Origin of the sequence: Microbacterium sediminicola, from assembly GCF_039531125.1 — a bacterium.
Taxonomy (GTDB): domain Bacteria; phylum Actinomycetota; class Actinomycetes; order Actinomycetales; family Microbacteriaceae; genus Microbacterium; species Microbacterium sediminicola.
Genome location: NZ_BAAAPL010000001.1, coordinates 1,507,296 through 1,531,761, shown reverse-complemented (window position 1 = coordinate 1,531,761; position 24,466 = coordinate 1,507,296). Strand labels below are relative to the sequence as shown.

The 24,466-nt window shown below is 68.4% G+C and carries 16 protein-coding genes; 8 read left to right on the top strand and 8 right to left on the bottom strand.

The window, feature by feature from the left end; all coding sequences use genetic code 11:
* Nucleotides 1-32: 32 nt before the first annotated feature.
* Together ABD206_RS07165 and ABD206_RS07160 are read right to left on the bottom strand one after the other, a co-directional pair.
* Nucleotides 33-5,921 (bottom strand): Ig-like domain-containing protein, encoded by a 5,889-nt coding sequence (locus tag ABD206_RS07165; protein WP_344070818.1) that lies wholly within the window; start codon nt 5,919-5,921, stop codon nt 33-35.
* 4 nt (nt 5,922-5,925) lie between these two features.
* Nucleotides 5,926-7,035, bottom strand: coding sequence for a serine/threonine-protein kinase (locus ABD206_RS07160; protein ID WP_344070816.1), 1,110 nt, complete (start codon nt 7,033-7,035; stop codon nt 5,926-5,928).
* Nucleotides 7,036-7,149: 114 nt separating this feature from the next.
* Here ABD206_RS07160 and ABD206_RS07155 point away from each other — a divergent pair, with 114 nt between their 5' ends.
* Nucleotides 7,150-7,986: an aldo/keto reductase gene (locus ABD206_RS07155; RefSeq protein WP_344070814.1), complete on the top strand. Its 837-nt coding sequence runs from the start codon at nt 7,150-7,152 to the stop codon at nt 7,984-7,986.
* Between the two features lie 6 nt (nt 7,987-7,992).
* Here ABD206_RS07155 and ABD206_RS07150 read toward each other — a convergent pair whose 3' ends face one another.
* Together ABD206_RS07150 and ABD206_RS07145 are read right to left on the bottom strand one after the other, a co-directional pair.
* Nucleotides 7,993-9,555 carry a dolichyl-phosphate-mannose--protein mannosyltransferase gene (locus ABD206_RS07150; RefSeq protein WP_344070810.1) on the bottom strand — a complete coding sequence of 521 codons (1,563 nt, stop codon included), beginning with the start codon at nt 9,553-9,555 and terminating at the stop codon, nt 7,993-7,995.
* Nucleotides 9,556-9,565: 10 nt separating this feature from the next.
* Entirely contained in the window at nt 9,566-10,129 is a 564-nt protein-coding gene (locus ABD206_RS07145; protein ID WP_344070808.1) for a hypothetical protein, read from the bottom strand.
* Between the two features lie 188 nt (nt 10,130-10,317).
* On the opposite strand from ABD206_RS07145, the gene ABD206_RS07140 reads away from it, so the two are divergent.
* The 6 genes from ABD206_RS07140 to rsmI all read left to right on the top strand — a co-directional run bounded on the left by ABD206_RS07140 (nt 10,318) and on the right by rsmI (nt 17,215).
* Nucleotides 10,318-11,328, top strand: a complete 1,011-nt coding sequence (locus tag ABD206_RS07140) for a LacI family DNA-binding transcriptional regulator (RefSeq protein WP_344070806.1) — start codon at nt 10,318-10,320, stop codon at nt 11,326-11,328.
* A gap of 249 nt (nt 11,329-11,577) precedes the next feature.
* Nucleotides 11,578-12,243: a class II aldolase/adducin family protein gene (locus tag ABD206_RS07135; RefSeq protein ID WP_344070804.1), complete on the top strand. Its 666-nt coding sequence runs from the start codon at nt 11,578-11,580 to the stop codon at nt 12,241-12,243.
* Between the two features lie 68 nt (nt 12,244-12,311).
* Complete coding sequence (gene chvE, locus ABD206_RS07130) at nt 12,312-13,433, top strand: multiple monosaccharide ABC transporter substrate-binding protein (protein WP_344070802.1); 1,122 nt, start codon at nt 12,312-12,314, stop codon at nt 13,431-13,433.
* A gap of 72 nt (nt 13,434-13,505) precedes the next feature.
* Nucleotides 13,506-15,035 carry a multiple monosaccharide ABC transporter ATP-binding protein gene (gene mmsA, locus ABD206_RS07125; protein ID WP_344070799.1) on the top strand — a complete coding sequence of 510 codons (1,530 nt, stop codon included), beginning with the start codon at nt 13,506-13,508 and terminating at the stop codon, nt 15,033-15,035.
* A 23-nt stretch (nt 15,036-15,058) separates the two neighbouring features.
* Nucleotides 15,059-16,297, top strand: coding sequence for a multiple monosaccharide ABC transporter permease (gene mmsB / locus ABD206_RS07120; RefSeq protein ID WP_344070797.1), 1,239 nt, complete (start codon nt 15,059-15,061; stop codon nt 16,295-16,297).
* A gap of 93 nt (nt 16,298-16,390) precedes the next feature.
* On the top strand, nt 16,391-17,215 hold the full coding sequence (gene rsmI / locus ABD206_RS07115) for a 16S rRNA (cytidine(1402)-2'-O)-methyltransferase (protein WP_344070795.1): 825 nt from the start codon (nt 16,391-16,393) through the stop codon (nt 17,213-17,215).
* A 16-nt stretch (nt 17,216-17,231) separates the two neighbouring features.
* On the opposite strand, the gene ABD206_RS07110 is transcribed toward rsmI, so the two are convergent.
* The 4 genes from ABD206_RS07110 to ABD206_RS07095 form a co-directional block, all read right to left on the bottom strand.
* On the bottom strand, nt 17,232-18,149 hold the full coding sequence (locus tag ABD206_RS07110) for a sugar ABC transporter permease (protein ID WP_344070793.1): 918 nt from the start codon (nt 18,147-18,149) through the stop codon (nt 17,232-17,234).
* Nucleotides 18,149-19,771, bottom strand: coding sequence for an ABC transporter permease subunit (locus ABD206_RS07105; RefSeq protein WP_344070791.1), 1,623 nt, complete (start codon nt 19,769-19,771; stop codon nt 18,149-18,151). Before ABD206_RS07105 ends, ABD206_RS07110 begins: the two co-directional genes overlap by 1 nt.
* A 79-nt stretch (nt 19,772-19,850) precedes the next feature.
* Nucleotides 19,851-21,080, bottom strand: coding sequence for a sugar ABC transporter substrate-binding protein (locus ABD206_RS07100; RefSeq protein ID WP_344070789.1), 1,230 nt, complete (start codon nt 21,078-21,080; stop codon nt 19,851-19,853).
* A 143-nt stretch (nt 21,081-21,223) separates the two neighbouring features.
* Nucleotides 21,224-23,266 carry a beta-galactosidase gene (locus ABD206_RS07095; protein ID WP_344070787.1) on the bottom strand — a complete coding sequence of 681 codons (2,043 nt, stop codon included), beginning with the start codon at nt 23,264-23,266 and terminating at the stop codon, nt 21,224-21,226.
* Nucleotides 23,267-23,450: 184 nt separating this feature from the next.
* Between ABD206_RS07095 and ABD206_RS07090 the strand changes: the two genes are divergently transcribed.
* Nucleotides 23,451-24,464, top strand: coding sequence for a LacI family DNA-binding transcriptional regulator (locus ABD206_RS07090; protein WP_344070786.1), 1,014 nt, complete (start codon nt 23,451-23,453; stop codon nt 24,462-24,464).
* Nucleotides 24,465-24,466 lie beyond the last annotated feature (2 nt).

The following is a 24,466-nucleotide window of genomic DNA, read 5'->3' as shown; positions in this document are numbered from 1 at the left end:
TTCGGTGCGCCTCTCTCGCTCACGGCTCTCACTCACGGCGTCGCGCAGCTGAGCGCGGTGTACGTGTAGGGGTCCAAGCCTGTCAGGTTGCCCGTCCAGGTGACGGTGATCTCCCAGTCAGTGCTCGTCGTGTCGGCCGACGGGGTCCCGGTCTGCGCAAGGCTGTAGTCCCCGCTCGCGGCGGTCACGGTGGTCGCCGCCGGGTTTCCGTCGGCGTCGCAGGTGGTGGGGAACACCACCTGGGCCGTGTAGGCGGCGCCGCTCGGGGTGACGGTGGTCCCGGATCCCGAGCACGCCGAACCGACGCACCAGTAGGCCTGGATGGCGCCGGGGGCCTCACCGGTGCGGAACAGGCTCGCGAAGTCGGTCGTCCGCGTCGCCCCGTAACGGGTCTCGTAGCGATCATGCGGGAAGCTCGGCGGGGTGATCCCGGTCCAGCTCACGGTGGCGCCGGCGACCGTCGGGGTCGGCGCGATCGTGTAGGTCGCGGTGCCGCTGGGTGCGGGGAGCGGCTCGGTGGGTTGCGCTGTCACCGGGCCGACGGTGCTTCGCCCGAACGAGGTTCCGCCGATCCGGTACTCCGCGCACGCGAAGACCGCGGTGTCCTCCCACGGCGTTCCCGGCAGATCTTCCGACAGCACGGTCGAGGTGGTCTCGCCGACCCGATGCAGCGTGCAGGTGGCGGACGTGGAGATTCCGACCCACAGCGTCGCATCGACCGCGTTGGCAGCAACCGTCGCGACCGCCTCGACCACCCCGGACCCGTCGTCGGTGGGCGTGACCGACAGACTCAGGCGCGGGGCGCCGACGCCCGAGGCGACGACCGTTCGTGAGGAGCCCTCGGCGCTGCCTGTCGCGATCGTCGGGTAGTCGAAGCGGGAGAGCGGTGTGATGGTGAGGGTCGTTGCGACGTTGGCGCCCACATCGAACTCGGGGAAGGTGACGCTCGCTGATCCGGAGGGGACCGGGAGGGTCTGGGTGGCGCCCGAGACGGGACTGGTCACCCGCACCGACCCGGTCGTCGCGTCGAATCCGCCGACGGTCACCGCCGCGACGCCGCCGGAGCCATCGGAGGTGGCGACGGGAACGGCCGAGGCCGACGTCGGGGCCGCGGGGGAGGCATACGCCCAGGCGGTGACCGGGGTGGTCGCAGCCCGGGCGGAGCCGACCGAGTTGACGGCGCGCGCCTGGTAGGCCGTTTTCACCCCCGCATCCGCAGGGATCGCGGGGCAGGTCCCATCCGCGTCGCACCGGTATTCCTGACCGCCCCCGGTGACGATGTACCCCTCGACGGCGGGGTAGGAGGAACGGGCGGATGTCACCCGCAGCGTCACGCTGTCCGCGGTGAACGCGGTCCACTCGATCGACGTGGCATCCGCGGGCAGCCCCCGAAGATCCAGGATCGCGGTTCCTGCGCGCTCGCCTGCCGTGAGCCGGCCCTGCGCGTCGGCCAGGACGTAGCTTCCCGCGCAGTCGGCGGCACCGGGGGCGTCCGCGCTCCAGGTCGCACGGATGGCGGTCGCCGAAGCGACCTCATAGGTGACCTCGGGGCAGTTGGCCGGGCTGCTGGTCGACACGAGTGTCAGCGGTGTGCCCGGCAGCGGGTTGACCTCGCCGGCAGCCCCCACGACCTGGATCGTGCACGAGGTCGTGCCGCCGGCCTGGGAGCACTGCTGGGAGACCGTCGCGGCCTTGGGCAGAGTGGAAGGTGCGGGACCCACAGCCAGGGTGAGGGTTGCCGCGGTGGCATCCCGGTGGCTGGCGAGGCGGACGATGACCGACTCGGTACGACCGGGGCGGGCGGCGTCCTCGGCCGTGATCTGGAGCGTGCTCCCCTCGAGGACCACCTCGAACTGGTCGCCGTCGTAGGCGACCTCGTAGGTCAGCGAACTCCAGTCGGGCGTCCCGGTCCAGGTCGTCAGCTGGCGCAGATCGTATGTCTCACTCTGCCCGGGCCCGATCGTGCGGGCGGCGGCGTTCAGCACGGGCTGCGGCGCCTCGGCGATGACGGCGATCGGAACCGAGAGGTAGGTCCAGGCATCCTCACCCGCCAGACGGGTCGGGACGATGCAGCTGTCGGTCCACGGAGCGCCGCGACCGGCTGCGTAGCGGACGGTGTCCGCTGAGATCAGGGTGCACGTCGCCTGCGCCCGGGCGCCGCCGGTCGTGACATCCGTGCCGATCTCGAGCGTGCTGCCGCGCGGGACGGCGATGAGCGCCGCCAGATCGACGTCCACGCTCGCGTCCTCGTCGACCGTGATCGCGCTCGTTCCCTCCCGCAGCGTCGGGCGCAGGTCGTTGAGGCCGGGAACTCGGAGGAATCCGTAGGACGTGACTTCCCGACCGGTGTAGTCGACGCCGGTGACGGTGAAGGGGATGAGTGCCGCCTGCTCGGACACCGTTCCCGAAATCGACGAGCCCGAGACCCGTACCCCGGGGTTCTCGCCCCAGAGCGAGAGCGAGAGGATCGCGGGATCGCCGCCGCTCCAGCTGATCTTGTCGGTGAGCACATCGACGCCCGTCGCATAGGCGTCGATCGTCTCGGCGGTGAGTACCGTGTCGCGCACCTCGGGGTAGTTGGGAACGGGGTCGCGGACGACCTTCACCACGATAAGGCCCATTGCGGTATCGCCGGATGCGGTGGCGGCGGTGTAGACGAACGACGAGGTTCCCAGCGTCGGACCCGCGCGCAGCGTCACCGTACCGCTGTCGGTGTCGACCTCCAGCAGCTGGGCTGCGAGCGCCTCGTACTCCGCCGTGCCGAGTTCGGCGTTGGGTCGCACCTCGACGAGGCTCAGCTCGCCGCCGGCCGGATCGATGTCGCCGTCCAGCGGAGAGACCGTCACCTGGTTGTCGGCGTGATCCTCGCCGCCCTCGATCTGGACGTAGTCCGAGAAGGTCACCGGCCGCGGGTCGGACTGCGCATCCCGCACGCCGATCAGCGCGAGGGCCGTCGCCGTCGCGCCGCGTGCATCGCGCACCTGGTAGCTGAACGAGGCCTGTCCGCTCCACCCGGTCGGCGCGGTGTAGACCAGGCTCGATCCGTCGGCCGAGATCGCGGCGGTGCCGGCGGGTTCGCCGTCGGCGGTCGTCGGCTGGTCGATGACGGCCGAGAGCACAACGGTGTCGCCGTCGGCATCCAGCCCGAACGGGTCGAAGGCGATGAGGGTCGAGCGGCCGCTGAGGGCGCGGCCTTCGAGGGTCACCGGAGTGGGTGCGGTGTTCGTGTCGCCGTCCTGCACGGTCACGGTGATCCGCGCGGTGTCGGTCAGCTCGGGGAATCCGAGGCGGGACACGGTGTACGACACGCTGTACACGCCCGGCTCGTCCGGGGCCAGGTAGCGCACCGTGCGGCTGGTGGCGAACGCGAGTCCGGCATCCGATTCGTTGACCACCCGCGAGGGATCGATCGCCAGGAGGCCTCCGGCCGGGGCCGAGTCGTTTTCGAGTACGGGGATGTCGACGAGGGCGCCGGCGCGCACGACAGCGGTGTCATCGACCGCGATCGGCGGGTCGGCGCTCGCGGCCGGGAGCAGGACCAGGGTCAGCTGGCCCTCGATCGCCGCGGTGCCGTCATCGGTGCCGTCCGAGATCGAGTAGCGCACCACCCCCAGTTCACCCGCGGCACCGTCCGCCGTCGTGCCGCTGGCGCGGATCGTGCTCTGTCCGACCGGGTCCACGCTCAGTGTCGCTCCCTCCGCGGGCTCGGGCCGCAGATCGCTCAGCAGGAGCACGAGCTGCGCGGGGTTGGAGACGGCATCCAGCACATTCACCGTGGTGTCTTCACTCGGACGCACGAACGCGACCAGTGGCGGCGTCGAGAGCGGGGTGGCACCGGCGGCGAGTGTGGTGATCCGCACCGTCCCGGATGCTTCGACCGTGCCGGCGCCGCCGCGCTCGTCCCGCACCGTGTAGGTGATCGTCGTGGAACCGGGTGACGGAGCAGTGAAGGAGAAGGACAGGCCGGCGGGATTGACGGTGATGTCGGCGCTGTCCGGTGTCGCCGAGACGGCTGCCAGGGTGGCGGTGCCGGAGGCGCCGGTGATGCGACCGCTGAGGTCGATCGTGAGGGTGCGCCCCGCGACGGTGGTCGTCGAGAACGACGAGAGCTGGAGCGACGCGGTCGGGGTGACCTCGACCGTCAGTGCACGCTCGGTCGTGGCTCCGCGGGTATCGGAGACGATCACCATGATCGTCACCGTCTCGACGGCCGTGGCGTTCGGGTCGGGGTGCTGGTAGGTGATGCTGCCGGTCGGATCGACCGTGACGGTGCCGGTCCCCGACGTCACGGCGGCCGAGAGCACGTACATGCCGTCCGATTCCGGATCCACGAAGCCGTCCAGCACGGGCACGGTGACCGTGCCACCCGGCACCGTCTCGGGCTCGGGCCAGGTCGCCAGACACGCGTCGACGCCGCACCACACGGGTGCCGTGTTGACCTCGTCGTCGATGACGGTCAGCGTGACCGTCGCGCTCCCCGAGAGCAGCCCATCGCCGGTCGTCCCGTCCGAGACCCGATAGGAGAAGGATCTGGTTCCCTCGGCATCCTCGGGGATGTCGAGCACGATCATCCCATCACCGTTGGTCGCGGCGGGCATCCCGAACCCCGATGCGGTGATCGAATCCGACTGCACGGTGAGCACGTCCTCGTTCGGGTCGTGGTCGTTGAGCAGGACGGGCAGGAGCACGCTGCGTCCCGCACGCACGCCGAACGTATCGTCGACGGCGACCGGGGGGCGCGGGTCGATGACCTCGGCGGCGGGGGCGGCCTCGGTTTGCTGCGCCGCCGAGTCCGCTTCGATCTGCCAGGCCTGCGAGGACGGCACGAGCGTGCCGTCCGGAGCCGTCCACACCCACCCGGACTGGGTCTCGTTCAGGATGGTCCGCGAGCCGTTCGTGGCGAAGACGGGGAGGATCTCGGTATCCAGATCCTGACCGGCGTACGCGAGCGCCGTCGACGTCCCGGTCAGTTGTGACCACATCACCCCGTCGCCGGTCGGCGGCAGCCAGGCGGCCAGCACATCGGTCTCGGTGGTCACAGGTGCGGCAGGCGTGCCGAGTGTCTGCGCTCCGCCGAAGACCTGGCGCACCTCGCCGTCGTCGAGGCCGACGCCGACCAGACCGCTCGTGTCCGCCACGAACACTTCCGTGCCCGTGTCCGCGGCGACCTGCAGAAGGGCGCCGTCGGCGAGGCTCGACGAGATCGGCTGCCCTTGTCCCTGGATCCACAGGGTGCCGGTGTCGGGATCGAAGAGGACCCATCGGTCGCCGACGAGTGTCAGCGCAGCCTGGTCGCCCGGAGCATCGACAACGGCATCGGTGCCGATCACGTGCCCGTCGGCGTCGGCGCGGATGACCAGGCCCTGCGACGGCGAGTATGCCGCGATCTCACCGCTGTCGGTGAGTGCGACCGCGGTGACGGCGATCGGATCGCCCGCGGCATCCAGGATGTCCACCGGAGTGAGCGCACCGGTGGACAGATCGCCGAGCGTGACGTCGCCGGCATCGGTCAGATAGAGCACCCGACTGCCCGCCGTCACGACCTCGCGGGTGCCGGCGGGCGTCGAGGCGTACGCGTCTTCGAGGTCGGTCGTGAGATCGGCGGGCGTGGCGGCATCCACTCGCGAGACCTTGGTGGCCGCAGCGGTGAACAGCCACAGGCCGGCCGCCGACTGTGTGAGGGCGGTGGGCTGTTCGACGGTCTTGACCGTGTCGATCTCGCCCAGCTCGGTGTTGACCCGCGCGTAGTTGCCGCCCGCCGAGCGCTGCAGCGCCCAGACGGTGCCGTCGTCGAGGGGAGTCTGCTGCGCGTCGTATCCCGGCCAGACGATCGCGGCCACCGCGACCGTCGTCGCGATCGCCGTGATCGCGACGGCCAGTACGCCCTGTCTGCTCAGTCGAAAGATACGGGGCTCGCGCATCGCGTCAGTTCCCGACCGCGACGAGGACGGCGGCCACGACTCCGACGGCGGCCACAGCGAGCCCGCCCACGGGCCAGGCCCACAGCGGAATCCGGCCCGCGCGCTGCGGCGCGTCGAGGTCGTCGCTCGGCATCCGTCGCACGGGTGCGGTGCGCGCACGCCGCGACGAGCTGTGCGGCACGTGGGTTCGGCGTAGCGCGGCTGCGTTCGGCGCGGACCTCGGGGTGGAGGGCGCCGGTGACGCATCCACCAGTTCCAGCGGCGTGACGGGCATCCCTGCCTCGTATTGCACGAGTTGCAGCGCATGGGCGAAATCCGCCGCCGAGGTCTGGCGGTCGCCCGGCTCCCGTGACAGGGCGCGGCGCAGCACATCCTCCACACCGGGGGGCAGATCGTCTCGGCCGATCGGAGCGTAGGCGGCGCGACGGATGCGGACCTTGAGCTGCTCGCGGGAGTTCGCGCTCCCGCCGGGATTCTCGAAGGGGCTGCGCCCGGCCAGCAGCGAATAGATCGTCGCCCCCAGTCCCCAGACCTCGGTGGCGATCGTCCCCGGCGTGCGGCCGTCGATCATCTCGGGCGGACTCCACGGCACCGACATCGCGATCACCTCGTACTCGTCATGGTGCGCGCGCGAGGCGGCGATCCCGAAGTCCGAGAGGACCGGGGAGTCGTACGCGGTGATGAGCAGATTCGAGGGCTTGATGTCGCGATGCAGCAGTCCCTCACGGTGCGCGGATTCCAGCGCGCACGCGATCTTGACGCCCGTGTGCAGCGCCTCCGCGACCGGGATCGCCTCGCGCCGGTAGCGCGACGCGTACGAGGACGGGCAGTACTCCATGACGATGTACGGCCTGCCGTCGGGGGAGACGCCGGCGTGATAGATCGTGAGGATCGACGGGTGGGCGGAGAGGCGTGCCATCGCGTCGGCCTCCGCGGCGAAGAGGTGTCGCAGGCCCTCGTCCTCGAGCTTGTCGAGCAGAACCTTGACCGCGACCGGGCGCCGGGGCATGTCCTGTTCGTACAGGAACACATCGGCAAAGCCGCCCGCCCCGAGGGGGCGGACGTAGGTGAAACCTGCCAGGACCGGGGCGTCGGCCGGAAGGCGACTAGCCACTGGATCCCCCGACCGCCCGCCTCGCGCCTGTGCGATGGGTGGGGCGACACATGGGACAAGAGTAGATCGGCCCTTCCTGAGCCTCGGCTGTGCCGTGCCGCATACGCTGGGGATATGACAGTTCCCTCTCTCCCGCTCAACGACGGCCACACGATCCCCCAGCTCGGCTACGGGGTGTTCAAGGTCCCCGCCGCCGACACCGAGCGGGCCGTCTCCGAGGCGTTCGAGCTCGGCTATCGCCACATCGACACGGCGGCGATCTACGGCAATGAAGAAGGCGTCGGTGCCGCGATCGCCGCCAGCGGCATCCCGCGCGATGAACTGTTCATCACCACCAAGCTCTGGAATGACCGGCATGACGGCGAAGAGCCCCGTGCAGCGCTGGGGGAGAGCCTCGACAAGCTCGGGCTGGATGCCGTCGACCTCTATCTCGTGCACTGGCCGACGCCGGCACACGACAACTATCTGCACGCTTGGGAGAAGCTCATCGAGCTGCGCGGTGCGGGCCTTGCCACGAGCATCGGCGTCTCGAACTTCTTGGTGCCGCACCTCGAGCGGATCGTCGGTGCGACCGGGGTGGCGCCTGTCGTCGACCAGATCGAACTGCACCCCGCCTACCAGCAGCGCGAGGTCGTCGAATGGGCCGGTGCGCACGAGATCCGCATCGAGGCGTGGGGACCGCTGGGCCAGGGAAAGTACGACCTGTTCGGGCTCCCCGCCGTCGCCTCGGCCGCCGCCGCGCACGGCAAGACGCCCGCTCAGGTGGTCCTGCGGTGGCACATCGAGAAGGGCAACATCGTGTTCCCGAAGTCGGTGCGACGTGAGCGCCTGGCCGAGAATCTGGACGTCTTCGACTTCGCGCTCTCCGCGGCCGAGGTCGCGGCGATCGACGCGATCGACCCCGGTGACGGCTCGGGCCGGGTCAGCGCCCACCCCGACGAGGTGAACTGACGCCGGTCAGATCCAGGTCGGCGACCAGTTGTGCAGTCGCCAGAAGTCGTACGGCACCGTCGTGGCCGTCAGGATCGGGTACCAGAACGCCGACAGCGCGATCGCGGCGATGACGAGCACCCAGAGCACCCGCTGTGCCGCCACGCGCTTCTCGGGTGCGTCCGGGCGGGGCCTCGCGATGTCACGCATGGCCAGGGCGAGCGCGAGCAGCAGGAACGGCAGGATCACGACCGTATAGAACTGGAACACCGTCCGCTCGGGATACAACAGCCAGGGCACCCAGGTGACCGCGATGCCGGTGAGGACGAACCCCGACTGCCAGTCCCTCCGGCGGACGAACCGCACGACGAGATAGACCGTCGCTGCCACTGACGCGTACCAGATCAGCGGGTTGGGCATGCTGTAGATGTTCTGCACGCAACCGCCCGCGACGCCGCACGCGGCATCCGCCTGATCGAGCGAGTGGTAGAACATCGAGGTCGGGCGCACCAGCAGCGGCCACTGCCAGGCGGGACTGGCATACCCGTGTTCGGCCGACAGGCCGACATGGAAGCCGTACATCGACTGGTGGTATCGCCAGAGGCTCTGGATCGACAGCGGCACCCACGACCAGAACCCCGTCGCCGGGGAGGAGTCTGCCGAGTCCCGGTCGTAGCCGCCGTCGGTCACCAGCCAGCCGGTCCACGACGCGAGGTAGACGACGAAGGCGACCGGCACCAGTGCGACGAAGGTCGCGGGACCCTGACGGAGGATCGCGTCGGTCGGCCAGTTCAGGATGCCCCGTCTGCGCCGCTCAAGGACATCCATGACGACCAGATAGATGCCGACACCCGCCAGCACGTACAGGCCCGACCACTTGACGGCGGTCGCGCAGCCCGCAGCGCAGCCGGCGGCGAGGATCCAGGGCCGCCACCAGAACACGCGCCCCCAGTGCGGTGGGTCATCGTCGGAAGCCGCCGGCCAGGGCCATCGTCGTCGCATCCAGCCGCGGTCCAGCAGGACGAACCAGAAGGTCAGCAGCGTGAAGAACATCACGAAGACATCCAGCAGCGCGACCCGGCTGAGGACGATCGCGAGCCCGTCGATCGCCATGAGTCCGGACGCGGCGACGGCGACGCCGATCGAGCGGGTGAGGGTGAGGGCGACGAGGTAGAGGAGCAGGACCGCTGCGGTGCCGAACAGCGCCGTGGCGAACCGCCAGCCGAAGGAGGAGTCGGCGCCGAACAGCGCCATCCCCGCACCGATCAGATACTTGCCCAGCGGCGGGTGGACGACGTAGCTGCCGAGATCGAGGAAGATGTCGGTCTCACCGGCGGCGAAGCGGGTGTCAGCAGCATCGGGCCACTTCGCGGCGTACCCCAGGTTCCACTGCGACCATGCGTCCTTGACGTAGTAGGTCTCATCGAAGACGAGCTCGTGCGGATGGCCGAGATTCCAGAAACGCAGGATGCCGGCGACGAGCGTGATGGCCCCCGGTACGGCGACACGGAGCGCCGGGCGCGCGGCACAGCCGGCCGAGAGTCGGTCGTAGAGCGTCGGCCGCGGCGGGATGTCGACGGTCAGGCTCACGGCATCCACCCTACGGCTGCGTGGACGTGCCCTCTGTCTGAGCGCCGGGTGCGGTCGGGGGCTGTGGCGGTTCGTCGCCGACGCCCAGCAGGAAGGAGGCGACCTCGACGGCCGGTCCCTCGAGCACGGGGCCGGTGCCGAAGGCCCAGTCGGCATCGGTGGCGCGTACCGTATGGCCGCGCACGACGGCGCGGCGCTCGAACGGCCCCGCAGCCTGCGCGTAGAGCGCGACGGCTCCCGCGACCATCGGGTCCAGGGGAAGGGCGCGCGCCGCCTCGCGCGCCAGGCGCAGCGCTGCCGCCACGGCGCGCGACAGCGTGCGGATGCTGCACCGCCGTGCCCGCAGGAGCGCACGGAACCGGTCGACATCGCCTCCCGCTGCCGACCAGATGCGGGCGAGTCCGGCACTGTGGGCCACGGCGCTCATGCGCTCGGTCGCGCTCTGACCGGGAAGTGGAAGGTCGAGGACCGCTCCGAGCACCTCGTCGAGCGCCGCCCGCCGATCGTCGGTGACGGCGCTCTCGTCTTGGGGGGTGCGCTGGCTCAGTGGCATCCAGCGCCAGAAGTCGGACACGGGCCCAGCGTACGGTGGTGCGCGCGTCCGACGCGCGATGTGACAGATGTGACAGGGGGCGAGGGGTGCGCGAGCGCGGCCTCGTCGTGCGAATGTGACAGTCACATGCTGGAACTGGCTAACATAGCGATCACACCGAACCCGATCGGGTGTGTGGTGTGATCGGACACACCGAAGGGGCGTGGGGCATGGCCGACGAGGTGACGGTCAGGCCGCCGAGCATCCGCGATGTCGCGCGGCTGGCGGGGGTGTCCCACCAGACCGTGTCGCGCGTCCTCAACGACCACCCGAGCATCCGGCCCGAGACCCGGGCACGAGTGCTCGAGGTGATGGGGGAGCTGAAGTACCGACCCAATCGCGCCGCGCGCACGCTCGCCTCCAGCCGTTCGCAGACCATCGGCATCCTTTCGGCGTCGTCGACCCAGTACGGTCCGGCCGCGAGCATCGCCGCAATCGAGGCCGCCGCTCGCGAGCGCGGCCACTGGGTGTCGACGGCCAACATCGATGCACATGACCCCGAGTCGATCACGGCGGGCATTGCGCATCTGAGCGCGCAGTCCGTCGAGGGACTCGTGATCATCGCGCCGCAGACGCGCGTTTTCCGCGCCCTGGAGTCGCAGCGCATCGACGTACCGTACGTCACCCTCCAGTCCGAGCTGCGCGGCAGGGAGCATCATCTCTCGGTCGACCAGATCGCGGGTGCGCGCCTCGCGACACGCCACCTCATCGAGCTGGGCCATCGCGACATCTACCATCTCGCGGGCCCGCAGGACTGGATCGAGGCCGAAGCGCGCATGCGCGGATTCCTCGACGAGATGGATGCCCACGACCTCCCGATGACGGCGCCGATCCTCGGGGACTGGACCGCGGAGTTCGGCTACTACGCGGGGCGCGAGTTGCTGCGGGTGCGGGACTTCACGGCGGTGTTCGCCTCGAATGACCAGATGGCCCTGGGGCTGCTCCACGCGATCCGCGACGAGGGGCTGTCGGTGCCGAGGGACCTGAGCATCGTCGGTTTCGACGACATCCCCGAGTCCGCACATTTCTGGCCGCCGCTGACGACCGTGCGCCAGGACTTCCCCGAGCTCGGCCGGCGTTGCGTCGAGCTGCTGCTCGATGGCGCGAGCCCCACAACGGAAACGACGATCGTCCCCACCCTCGTCGTCCGCGCCTCCACCGGCGCCGTCGCCCGCACCTGACCCTCCCACGGCGTCACCTCTCACCGAGTCCACACGTTCATTGCGAACCCACATGTTGCTTGCGCAATGAACCGGTGGGTTCGCAACAAGGATGTGGGTTCGGGAGTCAGTGCGAGCCGACGTAACGGCGCGTTACCAATCTGAAACATTTGGTCGCTTGACAGCGTCGGCGAGGGCGGGGCTATAGTTTCGCAATGTGAACGGTCACATTGGACCGCACAGGTTCTGACCGGAACAAGGGAGTTCTTCATGTCCACCGCAGCGACCACGCACGGCGACGGCTACGCCGCCGGGGTGAAGGCCGAGGTTGCGATTGCTCGCACCCGTGCCGACGTCGCTCACCGACAGGCGGAAATCGAACAGCACGGGCTCGTGACGATGCCCCGGGGCAATGTCTCGGCGCGGATCGCGTCGGCACAGCTGATGGTCATGTCGCCGGTGTCCGGCCCCTTCGAGAAGGTCTCTCCCGAGCGGACTGTCGTGTGTGATCTCGATGGGCGCCTCGTGCCGGATTCGCTCGGCAGCGATCGGCAGCCGTCGCTGGATGCCGGCATCCACGCCGCGGTCTACCGCGCCCACGCCGAGATCGGCGCCATCATCCACACCGACTCACCGAACGCGCTGGCATGGGCCGAGGTCGCTGAGATCCTGCCCTGTCACACCGCCGGCACGGCCGAGCTGCTCGGCGACGCGGTCGACGTGACCGTCGTCGATCTCGCGAGCGCCGACGCGGTGCCTGCGGCCGTGGCGCGAGGCTGCGGCGCGGTCGCCGGGATTGCGCTCGTGCGCGGCATCGGCGTCTTCGCGACCGGAACCACCCTGCGCGATGCGGTCGCGCGCGCCGTCGCGGTCGAGGCCGCGGCCCGGCACGCGCTTCTCGTGCGCCACCACCAGACCCCTGACGCTGTCTCCTGAATCACGCGGCGTCAGTCACAACTGAATATCGACACCAAGACAACGATGTCCTTAGAAAGGAAATCACTGTGAAGAGCAAGAAGGTTCTCCTCGCCGGAGCGGCCACCCTGGCCGCTGGCGCGCTCGTTCTGACGGGCTGCTCGGGATCGGGTGGCGGCGAAAGCGGCGGCGACGGCGGTCTCGTCGGCGTCGCAATGCCCACCAAGAGCTCCGAGCGCTGGATCCAGGACGGCGACGCCGTCAAGGCGCAGCTCGAAGAGCAGGGCTTCACCGTCGACCTCCAGTACGCCGAGGACGACATCCCCACACAGGTTTCGCAGATCGAAAACATGATCACCAAGGGCGCCGAGGCGCTCATCATCGCCTCGATCGACGGCACGACGCTCACCAGCGTCCTGCAGGAGGCGGCCGACGCCGGCATCCCCGTCATCGCCTACGACCGCCTCATCCGCGACACCGAGAACGTCGACTACTACGCGTCGTTCGACAACTACCAGGTCGGTGTGCAGCAGGCGACCTCGATCCTCAACGGTCTGGGTCTCACCGAGCTGGACGGCACCCCGATCGAGGGCGCACCCGAGGGTCCGTTCAACATCGAGCTGTTCGCCGGTTCGCCCGACGACAACAACGCCACGTTCTTCTGGAACGGCGCGATCGACACCCTGCAGTCCTACTTCGACGAGGGCACCCTCGTCGTGAAGTCGGGCCAGACCGATTTCCAGCAGGCGGCGACGCTGCGCTGGGACGGTGAGACCGCTCAGAGCCGCATGGAGGACATCCTCGTCTCCACGTACTCCGACGGCTCGAAGGTCAACGCGGTGCTCTCGCCCTACGACGGCATCTCGCGCGGCATCATCTCGGCATTGACGGACGCCGGCTACACCGTCGGCGACGAGTGGCCCATCATCTCGGGTCAGGATGCCGAGCTGGACTCCGTGAAGGCCATCAACCGTGGTGAGCAGTACTCCACGATCTTCAAGGACACCCGCCTGCTCGCGCAGGTCGCGGTCGACATGGCGGTCGCGCTGCTCAACGGCGAAGAGCCGGACGTGAACAACACGACCGACTACGACAACGGCGTGAAGGTCGTGCCGTCGTACCTGCTCGAGTCGGCCATCGTCGTCAAGGACAACATCACCGAGGTCCTCGTCGACAGTGGCTACTGGACCGAAGCAGAGATCAGCGGCTAAGACAGTTCCACAGGGACAGGCCGGGCGGTGTTCGACACCGCCCGGCCTGGGCCCGCCGATGAAGGAGTAATGATGACCGCCCACATCCTCGAGATGCGCGATATCACCAAGACGTTCCCCGGCGTCAAGGCGCTCTCGAACGTCAACCTCGCCGTCGAGCGCGGTGAGATCCACGCCATCTGCGGTGAGAACGGCGCAGGCAAGTCCACCCTCATGAAGGTGTTGTCCGGTGTGTACCCGCACGGCACGTATGAGGGCCAGATCGTGTTCGAGGGTGAGGAGGTCCAGTTCCGCAACCTTCGCGACAGCGAGGCCAAGGGCATCGTCATCATCCACCAGGAGCTCGCACTCAGCCCCCACCTCTCGATCGCAGAGAACATCTTCCTGGGGAACGAGCAACGCGGCGCCCTGGGACTGATCGACTGGAACAAGACCGACTTCGAGGCCTCAAAGCTTCTTGCCCGGGTCGGTCTGCGCGACAACCCGCAGACGCCCATCAAGCAGATCGGTGTCGGCAAGCAGCAGCTGGTGGAGATCGCCAAGGCGCTGTCCAAGCGCGTGAAGCTGCTGATCCTCGACGAGCCGACCGCGGCGCTCAATGACGAGGACTCGGCGCACCTGCTCGACCTGATCATGCACCTAAAGGGTCAGGGGATCACGTCGATTATCATCAGCCACAAGCTCAACGAGATCAAAAAGATCTCCGACACGGTCACCGTCATCCGTGATGGCAAGACGATCGAGACGATCGACCGCGGTGACGTGACCGAAGACCGCATCATCAAGGACATGGTCGGTCGCGACCTCGAGCATCGCTATCCGGACCACGACCCCCAGATCGGCGATGAGCTGCTGCGCGTGGAGAACTGGACGGCGCACCACCCGCAGGACTCCAGTCGCGTCGTCGTCGACAACGTGTCGCTGAACGTCCGCGCGGGAGAGATCGTCGGGATCGCCGGCCTCATGGGTGCCGGTCGCACCGAATTCGCCATGAGCCTGTTCGGTCACAGCTACGGCAGTCGCATCACCGGCAAGGTCTTCATGCGCGGCAAGGAGATCAAGACCCGAACGGTCGCGGAGGCCATCGAGAACGGCATCGCCTACGCCACGGAGGACCGCAAGACCTACGGTCTGAACCTCATCGAGGACATCAAGCGCAACATCTCCATGGCGTCTCTCGGCAAGCTCGAGCGACTGGGACTTGTCAACGACAACAAGGAATACGCCGTCGCCAACGAGTTCCGCCGCGACATGAACATCAAGGCGCCCAACGTCCTGGTCCCCACCGGCAAGCTGTCGGGCGGAAATCAGCAGAAGGTCGTGCTCTCGAAGTGGATCTACTCCGACCCGGACGTGCTGATCCTCGACGAGCCGACCCGCGGCATCGACGTCGGGGCGAAGTACGAGATCTACACGATCATCAACAAGCTCGCCGCCGCGGGCAAGGGCATCATCGTCATTTCATCGGAGCTGCCCGAGCTGCTCGGCATCTCGGACCGCGTCTACGCGATCTCCGAGGGCCGCATCACGGGTGAGCTTCCGATCGCCGAGGCGACACCCGAATCCGTCCTCAAGCTCATGACCATGGAGAAGGCCCGCTGAGGGCCCCCGCAGGAGACACAGACATGTCCAACGACACGCAATCAACCGAATCCACGGCGGCCGGCGCCCTCGTCAACCCGCCCGACAACAAGTTCACCCGCTGGTTCAGCAACATCCTCGGCGACCTCGGCAAGAACGGCATCTTCATCGCGCTGCTGGTCGTGGTGGCCTTCTTCGCCATCACCACCGACGGCATCCTGCTGCGCCCCCAGAACATCTCGAACCTGATCGTCCAGAACGGGTACATCCTGGTCCTGGCGATCGGCATGGTGATGGTCATCATCGCCGGTCACATCGACCTGTCGGTGGGATCTGTCGCGGCCTTCATCGGCGCGGTCTCGGGCGTGTTCGCGGTGCAATGGGGTCTGCCCTGGTGGCTCGCGATCATCCTCTCGCTCCTGATCGGTGGCCTGGTGGGTGCCTGGCAGGGGTTCTGGGTCGCCTTCGTCGGCATCCCGGCGTTCATCGTGACCTTGGCGGGCATGCTCATCTTCCGAGGTCTGGCGCTGGTCGTCCTCGGCAACGCCAACATTGGTTCGTTCCCCGAGGAGTACCGGGCGCTCGGCAACGGCTTCATCAACGGCGTGTTCGGAGAGAGCACCCCGGACCTGTTCACGCTGCTGATCGGCGCCGCGGCGATCGTGCTGCTCGTCTTCAGCCAGGTGCGCACGCGCGCCGCTCGCGTGAAGTACGGCCAGGATGTCGACCCGATCGTCTGGTTCATCATCAAGCTCGTGCTCGTGTCGGCCGCGATCGTCTTCTTCATGTTCGCGCTCGCCTCGTACAAGGGCATCCCGGTCACCCTCATCATCCTGGCCGTGCTGGTCCTGTTCTACGGCACCGTGATGAACCGCTCCGTCTTCGGACGTCACATCTACGCGATCGGTGGCAACCGCCACGCCGCAGAGCTGTCGGGCATCAAGACCCGCCGCGTCGACTTCATGCTGTTCGTCAACATGGGCTTCCTCGCCGCCCTTGCGGGCCTCATCTTCACCGCGCGCCTGAACCTGGCGGGCCCCAAGGCCGGTGACGGGTTCGAGCTCGAGGCGATCTCGGCCGCGTTCATCGGTGGTGCGGCCGTGCAGGGTGGCGTCGGAACGATCGGCGGCGCCATCATCGGTGGTCTGATCATCGGTGTGCTGAACAACGGCATGTCGATCATGGGCATCGGTATCGAGTGGCAGCAGGCCGTCAAGGGCCTCGTGCTGCTGCTGGCCGTTGCCTTCGACGTGTACAACAAGCGTCGCGCGGGCCGCGGCTGAGTCGCAGCGCTCCTCGCGGGCCGCTTCGCACGATATCCGTGCGGGGCGGCCCGCGTCGTTTCGACGCGACGCGGCGTTGCCTAAGCTGGGAGCGTGATCATCCTCGCGGCCACCCCGATCGGCAATCTCGGGGATGCCTCGAGGCGTCTAGTCGAGGCGCTGGGCACGGTCGAGGTGATCGCCGCCGAAGACACCCGCACCACGCAGCGGCTCCTGGCCGCCCTCGATGTGGCGAATCGGCCGCGGCTGATCGCGTTGCACGACCACAACGAGAAGGACCGCGCCGGGCAGGTCGTCGAGCTCGCGCGCGAGACCGACGTCCTCGTGCTCTCGGATGCCGGGATGCCGACCATCAGCGACCCCGGTTACGGCCTTGTCGCCACAGCGGCTGCCGAGGGCGTCGAGGTGACCGTGATCCCGGGGCCCAGCGCTGTGCTGGCGGCACTGGCCGTCTCGGGACTTCCGACCGACCGCTTCAGCTTCGAAGGCTTTGCCCCGCGCAAGTCGGGGGAGCGGCGCCGCGCGTTGGGGGAGCTGTTGGCGGAGCGACGGACCATGGTCTTCTTCGAAGCACCGTCGCGACTGGCAGCGACCTTGTCATCGATGGCGGAGAGTTTCGGTGACGCGCGCCCGGCCGTCGTCTGCCGCGAGCTGACGAAGGTGCACGAAGAGGTGCGTCGCGGCTCTCTTGCCGAACTCGCGGTCTGGGCCGAGCAAGGCGTGCGCGGTGAGATCGTGATCGTGGTGTCGGGTGCGACCGAGGCCGCCGAGCGGATGCCCTTCGACGACGCGGTGGCCTATGTCCTCGACCGCGTCGCGCAGGGCGCGCGTCTGAAGGACGCGACGCGCGACGTCGCGGGATCCTCGGGGTACGCCGCCCGCGACCTCTATGACGCCGCTGTTGCGGCCCGCGCCTGAGAGAGCACGGGACCGCTCAGCCCTTGACGGCGCCCGAGGTCAGTCCACCCACGATGTAGCGCTGCAGCACGAGCGTCAGGACGAGGATCGGGATGGCGCCGATCACCGCGCCGGCCGTGAACAGGCCCCAGTTCGCCGAGAGCTGGTCTGAGACCCAGCCGTACATGCCGACCGCCAGGGTCCACTGCTCTTCGCTGGTCAGCACGATGCGGGCGATGATGAACTCCGAGTAGGTCGCGATGAACGACAGCAGCGCGACGACCGCGAGGATCGGGGTGACCAGGGGGAAGATCAGTCGCCAGAAGATCTGCGCGTGGCTGGCGCCATCGATCTTCGCTGACTCATCGATCGAGATGGGCACGGTGTTGAAGAACCCGTAGAGCAGGAACGTGTTGGCGCCCAGGACGCCGCCGAAATAGATGCAGATGACGGCGATCTTCGAGTTGAATCCGAGGGCGGGGATCACCTCGCCGAGGGCGAGCAGCATCAGGAAGATCGCGATGAAGGCGAGCGCCTGCGGGAACATCTGGATGATGAGAAGGCCCGTCAGGCTCGTGCGGCGTCCGGCGAACCGGAAGCGCGAGAACGCGTACGCCGCCGCGGCTCCCATGATCACCGATCCGATCGCCGTCGCGCTCGCGACGACGAGAGTGTTGCCCATCCACTCCCAGTAGCGCGTCTGCCCGAGCGCGATGAAGTTGTCGAGGCTGAACGCGCTGAACAGACCCGTCGCGGCCGACAGCGTGCCTTTCGGGTTCAGCGCCGCCGACAGGGTGTACAGGATCGGGAAGGCGGCGTAGAAGATGATCACGAGGGCGAACAGGTACTTCCACCCCACCTCCAGGAGCCAGCGGCGCCGCCTCGCCCGGACGCGTTCGGGGGAGTTGTCGTCGGGCCACTCGATCGTCGACTGGGCTCGGGTTGTCGTGGACATCACTGGAACTCCTCCAGTCGGCGGGTCTGTCGGAAGGAGATGGCGGCGATGATGCCGACGACCACGAACACGAGGATCGCCAGGGCGCTGGCCAGGCCGAAGTCGGCGACGCCGCCCGAGACGCCGGAGATGTCATAGATCGCCGATATCAGGATGTCGGTGTAGCCGAGCGCGTATGGTGCGCCGGGTATCGCGGGTCCGCCGCCGTTGAACAGGTAGATGACGGTGAAGTTGTTGAATCCGACCGCGAACGAGGCGATCGCCAGCGGGGCGGTCGATACCAGCAGCAGCGGGAAGATGATCGACCAGAACCGGCGCATCCGTCCCGCACCGTCGATCTCGGCGGCCTCGAGCGCGTCCGTCGGGATCGCCTGGAGTGCGCCGGTGCACACGAGGAACCAGTACGGGAAGCTCAGCCAGACGTTGACCCAGAGCACGGCGAAGCGGGCGAGCCAGGGGTCGCCGAGCCAGTTGATGTTCGCGCCGAAGAAGAAGAGGTCGTTCACGACGCCGAATTCGGCGTTGAACATGCCTCGGAACACGAGCGCCGAGAGGAAGACCGGGAATGCGTACGGCAGGATGAACAGCGTCCGCAGCGCCTTTCGGCCCCGGACGCGCGGGTCGTTGAAGACCAGGGCGAACAGCAGCCCCAGCCCGAACGGCACGATGACCGACAGCAGCGCGAACGCGAAGGTCCAGCCGGCGACCAGCAGCAGCGGTTCGAAGAGCTTTGGGTCGGTGAACAGCTTGACGAAGTTGTCGAATCCGACGTTGACCGACCAGCCCGTGGGCAGGGATGACCCGTCATCGGCGACGAAGCTCCCGTCGTCGGTGGCGTGGTAGACGGTGCCGGTGGTGGTGTCGGTGATGGTCTGCGCATCGGCATCCCACACGAGGGTGGACTCGTAGATGGCGCCGCTCGACCCGTCGCGCGTGCGAAGCGACCCGTCGTTGGGATCTGAGGACACCGGGACCCGAAGGTCGATGACGGTCTGCTGCAGCTCCTGGTCGGACAGCAGTCGGCTACGGTCGACGATGCTCCATCCGGGAACCTCGGTGGGGGCTCCCGCACCCATCGTGCCGGCCTCGGCCAGCGGTTCGAGCTCGGAGCCGACATAGATCGTGCCATCGTCGTTGATGGCGAAGCCGAGTTCGCCGAGGCCCCGCTCGACGACGGTGAGCGGGTAGGTCGGGCTGCCGTCGACGCGGCGCTCCCCCTGGATGAGGGTCGCCTGCACGGCCTGCTCCTGGGTGCCGGCATGTCCCGTGCCGTAGTTCGTGAAGGCGATGTAGGCGGTGTAGCCGAAGATGAAGATCTGGAAGGTGAACAGGAAGATGAGCCCGGGGAGCAGGTACTTCATCGGAAGCGCGCGCTTCCAGAAGTAGACGACATCGGCCGCGACGAGGATCACGATCATCGCGACGAGGATGAACCACGACTCGACGCGCCAGGCCGAGACGATGACCATCAGGCCGAAGGCATTGACGATGGCCATCAGGGCGAGCTTGACGAGGAAGCCCCAGCCGAGGCCGCGCCATCCTCGCGCGTGGGACTCGCCGCGCGGCGGTGCGCCGTCCTCGCCCGGGGGCGTTGCCTTCCCGGGGGTCTGGGTGAGGGACATCCGTGTTCTCCTGTTCGAGGGCCCTGAGCGAGAGGGAGGACCCGGCCCGGGCGTGTGCCCGGACCAGGTCCTGCGGGTGTCAGCCCGCGAGGGCTGCGGTGAGCTCGTCGATCATCGTGTTCCACGTCGACACGGGGTCGGCGCCGGCGATGATCTGCGATTCAGCGGCGTTCCAGTAGTCCCACACCGAGCCCATCTCGGGGATCGAGGGCATGGGGACACCGTTCTGCGACGACGCGAGGAACCCGGCGATGATCGGGTCGGACGCGACCTCGGCCGCGAGAGTCGACCATGCGGGGATGCGCGGGTCGGCCTCGTAGAGAGCGGTCTGAGCTTCCGCGGTGGCGATGTAGTTCACGAGGAACTCGTTGGCCAGCAGCGTGTTCGCGGACTGCGAGCTCAGGTAGAAGCCCTGCACGCCCACGAACGGTGCGGCGGCTTCGCTGCCGGCGGACGGGATCGGGTTGACCGCGACCTCGACGCCCTCGGCCGTCAGGTCGGCGATCGCCCAGGGGCCCTGGACGGTGTAGGCGGCCTGTCCGGTCGCGAACAGCTCGTTGTTGATCGCGTAGTCGATCGTCGTCGAGATGTATCCGGTTCCGGTCTCGCCGTTCTCGCCCAGCCAGGTCGCGAAGGCCTCGCCGTTGGCGCCGCCCATGCCGACCTCGTTGGTGTACGAGCCGGACGAGTCCTGCACGAACACCGGAGCGCCGAACGACGTCTGGAATCCGTACATCGTGTAGCCGTCGCCGGTCTGCCCGTTGGTGTTGATGACGAAGGGGCGGTCGGCGCCGGAGGCGACGCCCGCGGCGATCATGTCCTCCCAGGTAGCGGGAGCGTCGTCGCCGACGAGTCCGACGTTCTGGATGAGGGCCACGGTCTCCAGGGAGTACGGCAGAGCGTAGAGCTGCCCGTCGTACGTCATCGCGTCCAGGGCCACCTGCTCGAACTCGGAGGCCTTGTCGCCGAGGTCGATCGTGTTGACGACACCCGCTGCGACGAGGGCGCCCAGCCAGTCGTGCGCGCCGATGGTGATGTCGGGTCCGCTTCCGGTGGGCACCTGGGCGATGAAGTCCGCGCGGAGGTCGTCGAAGTTCTTCACGACGAGCTCGACGGTCGCGCCGGTCTCCTCCTCGAAGACGGCCGCGGCTGCTTCCACTGCGGGCTGACGGTTCTCGTCCACCCAGATGGTGAGGGTCTGGCCGGCACCGTCGATGGTTCCGTCCGAGTCGCCGCCGCCGCTGGTGCAACCGGCGAGAAGGGCCGTGGCCGCGATCATTGCGACGCCGGCACCGATGTACTTGCGCATGGTTTTCCTTCCATGAGTGGTCGGAACGCGCGAGCTGAGAGATCGCGCCGTCACGACCGGTGGGGTTGTGGTCCGGGATGATGTTGCTGTGTCTGCCGGTCCCCGCCCCGACGGTATCCCGGAACCGTCGGCGGGGCTAGTGATCACCGGGTGTCCGGGTCATCACCTCCTTGCGGGTGCGGGAGCGCCGTGCGGATCACAGCGACCCCTCCTGCAGCGACAGTCAGTGCACCGGCGATGTCCGCGCCGGTGAGAAGCTCGGTTCCCGTCACGGCGAGCGCGGCCGGCTCGTCGCGGTGGTTGACGGCGGTGACGTACGCCGCGTCCGCGCCGACGCGCGTGATGACCTCGAGACCCTCGGGGTGGTCGCCCGCGGTGACACCGGCATCGGCGTACACCCGATCGAACAGGCTGCGCATGCCGGAGGCATCCAGGCGGGTCGAGACGTACCATCCGGTGCCCGCGCCGTGGGCGTTGCGGGTGATGGCGGCTCCGGCCTCGCCGGGACCGTCGACGTAGTGCGCCTGCACGTCCGCGGTCGTGACGACCAGGTCCTCCTGCCACGCCAGCGATCCGGATGCCGACCCATCCGCCCAATGGATCTGACGCCGGTCGTTCTCGCGCAGCGGCAGGAACTCCTCGACCCGCACGCCGAGCGCGGGCTCGAGCGGGGCGCCGAAGCCGCCGACGTGCACCGTGTCGTTCTCGTCCACGATGCCGGAGAAGAACGAGACCAGCAGCGTGCCGCCGTTCTCGACGTACTCGTTGAGGTTCGCGGCACCCGCCAGGCGCAGCATGTACTGCGCGGGGGCCACGACCAGCCGGTACCCGGACAGGTCCTGACCCGGGAGGGCGAAGTCGACGGTGACGTTGTCGCGCCACAGCCGCTCGTAGAACAGTCGGATCTGCTGCGCGTAGGTGACGTCCTCGGTCGGCCGCCACTCCAGGCCCTGGGCCCAGAAGGACTCGAAGTCCCAGAGCACGGCGACATCAGCCTGCACACGGGACCCGCGGACCTCCGAGAGGCGCTGCAGGTCGCCTCCTAGTGCGGTCACCTCGCGGAAGACCCGGGAATCGGTGCCGGCGTGCGGGATCATCGCCGAGTGGAACTTCTCGGCGCCGAAGCGGCCCGCGCGCCACTGGAAGAAGAGGATGCCGTCGGCACCGCGTCCCAGATGCGTGAGGGAGTTGCGTCGCATCTGACCGGGACGCTTGGCGATGTTGCGCGGCTGCCAGTTCACGCCTGATGTGGAGTGCTCCATCAGGATCCACGGCCTGCCGCCGCCGACCGAGCGCGACAGGTCGGCGGCGATGGCCAGACCGATCTCGGCCTCCTCGTCGGCGGCCCACAGGTAGTGGTCGTCCGAGACGACGTCCACCTCGCGCGCCCAGGCCCACAGGTCGCACCCGTCGTGCTGGTTCGCCATGAAGTTGGTCGTGATGGGCTGCGAGGCGTACTGACGGATCGCGTCGCGCTCGCGGATGAAGCACTGGCGCAGCTGGTGGTCGGTGAAGCGCGCGTAGTCGAGGCGCTGCGCGGGGTTGGCGGGGGTCGCAGTGATGGCGGGCGCCCCGATGTGCTCCCAGGCGGTGTAGTGCTGTCCCCAGAAGCTCGTGCCCCAGGCGGCGTTGAGCGCATCGAGGTGGGTGTAGCGCTCCTGCAGCCAGAGCCGCCAGGCGCGTACCGCGTGCGGTGAGTAGTCCTCGCTGACCGGCGTGCCGTACTCGTTGTGCACGTGCCACAGTACGACAGCCGGGTGGTCGGCGTACCGGCGCGCGAGCTCGGTGGCGATGCGCACCGAGGCCTCCTGGTAGGCCGGAGCGGAGTGGGATGCCATCCCTCGGGCGCCGAAGCCCATGACCGTGCCGTCGCGCATGACGAAGCGGGTATCGGGGTGCTGTGCGAAGAACCAGGCCGGAGGAGAAGCGGTCGGGGTACCGAGGTCGACGCTGATCCCGTTTTCGTGCAGCAGGTCGATGACCTCGTCGAGCCAGGAGAAGTCGAAGACACCCTCGCTCGTCTCCAGCAGCGCCCACGAGAAGATGCCGACACTGACGAGGTTCACGCCCGCCTGCCGCATGAGTACCACATCTTCGCGCCAGGTCTCGCGCGGCCACTGTTCGGGGTTGTAGTCCCCGCCGTAGGCAATGCCGGCCAGGTTCGGCCAGGTGCTCTCCTGCGACATCGGTGGTGCGCTCCTTTGCGGTGGTGCTGTGGTCACGCTGGCGCGTGTTCCGGGGCTGTGACCGGTCCCAGCCTATGCAGACGATCTCGCGGCGAAAGTCCCACGTGAGGTTCGTTACCGAACTGTGACCGTGCACAGTCTGCCTCACACCGGGACGTCGGCGACGGCGGTAGAGTCGCAGTTCATGGACACCGCTGAGGGCCGCCGTCGGCCGACGATCCGCGACGTCGCGGCGGTGGCCGGAGTCTCCCGCGGCACGGTCTCGCGCGTCATCAACGGCGGGCATTGGGTCTCACCGGACGCCCGCATTGCGGTGGAGGAGGCGATCCGCTCCACCGGATACACCGCCAACCATGCCGCGCGCAGCCTTGCGACCGGACGCGCGAATTCCATTGCGTTCCTGCTCACCGAGCCGCAGCATCTGCTGTTCGCCGATCCGACGTTCGCCCTGCTGCTCCGCGGCGCGACCGAAGCGCTCTCGCGACGCTCGATGACGGTTGTGCTGATCGTCGCCGACTCCGAACAGGAACGGCGCAACGTCGAGCACTATGCCCGCGCCGGGCACGTCGACGGCGTGCTGCTCATCTCGTCGCACGAATCCGACACCCTTCTCGACACGCTCGCCGGCGCCGGCATTCCGACGGTCTGCACGGGTATTCCGCTCGGCGAGCACATCCCGGTACCCACCGTTTCGGTCGACGAGGTGGGATCGGCCCGCACGATGACGAGGTACCTGCTCGATCGTGGGCACCGTCGGATCGGCATCATCACGGGGCCCAATGACACTCCCGGCGGCCGGTTCCGGCTGCAGGGCTTCCGGGAGGAGATGGGTGACCTCTTCGATCCGGATCTGGTCGAGCAGGACCGCTACGAGAAAGACGCGGGAGCCGCGGCGATGACTCGGCTGCTCGCGCGTGCTTCTGATCTGGACGCGGTTTTCGCGGCATCCGATGTCATGGCGGTAGGCGCGATCGCCGCCGCCAAGCGGGCGGGTATCCGGGTGCCCGAAGACCTTGCCATCGCGGGCTTCGACAACTCGGGACTCGCCGAGACCAGCGAGCCGCCACTGACGACGATGGGGCAGCCCTGGGATCGGATATCGAGCGCCATGGTCGACATCCTGCTGGATGTCATAGCCGGCCACCCGCGCGAGTCGCTCGTGCTGCCCACCGCGCTTGTCATCAGGGACAGCGCATAACG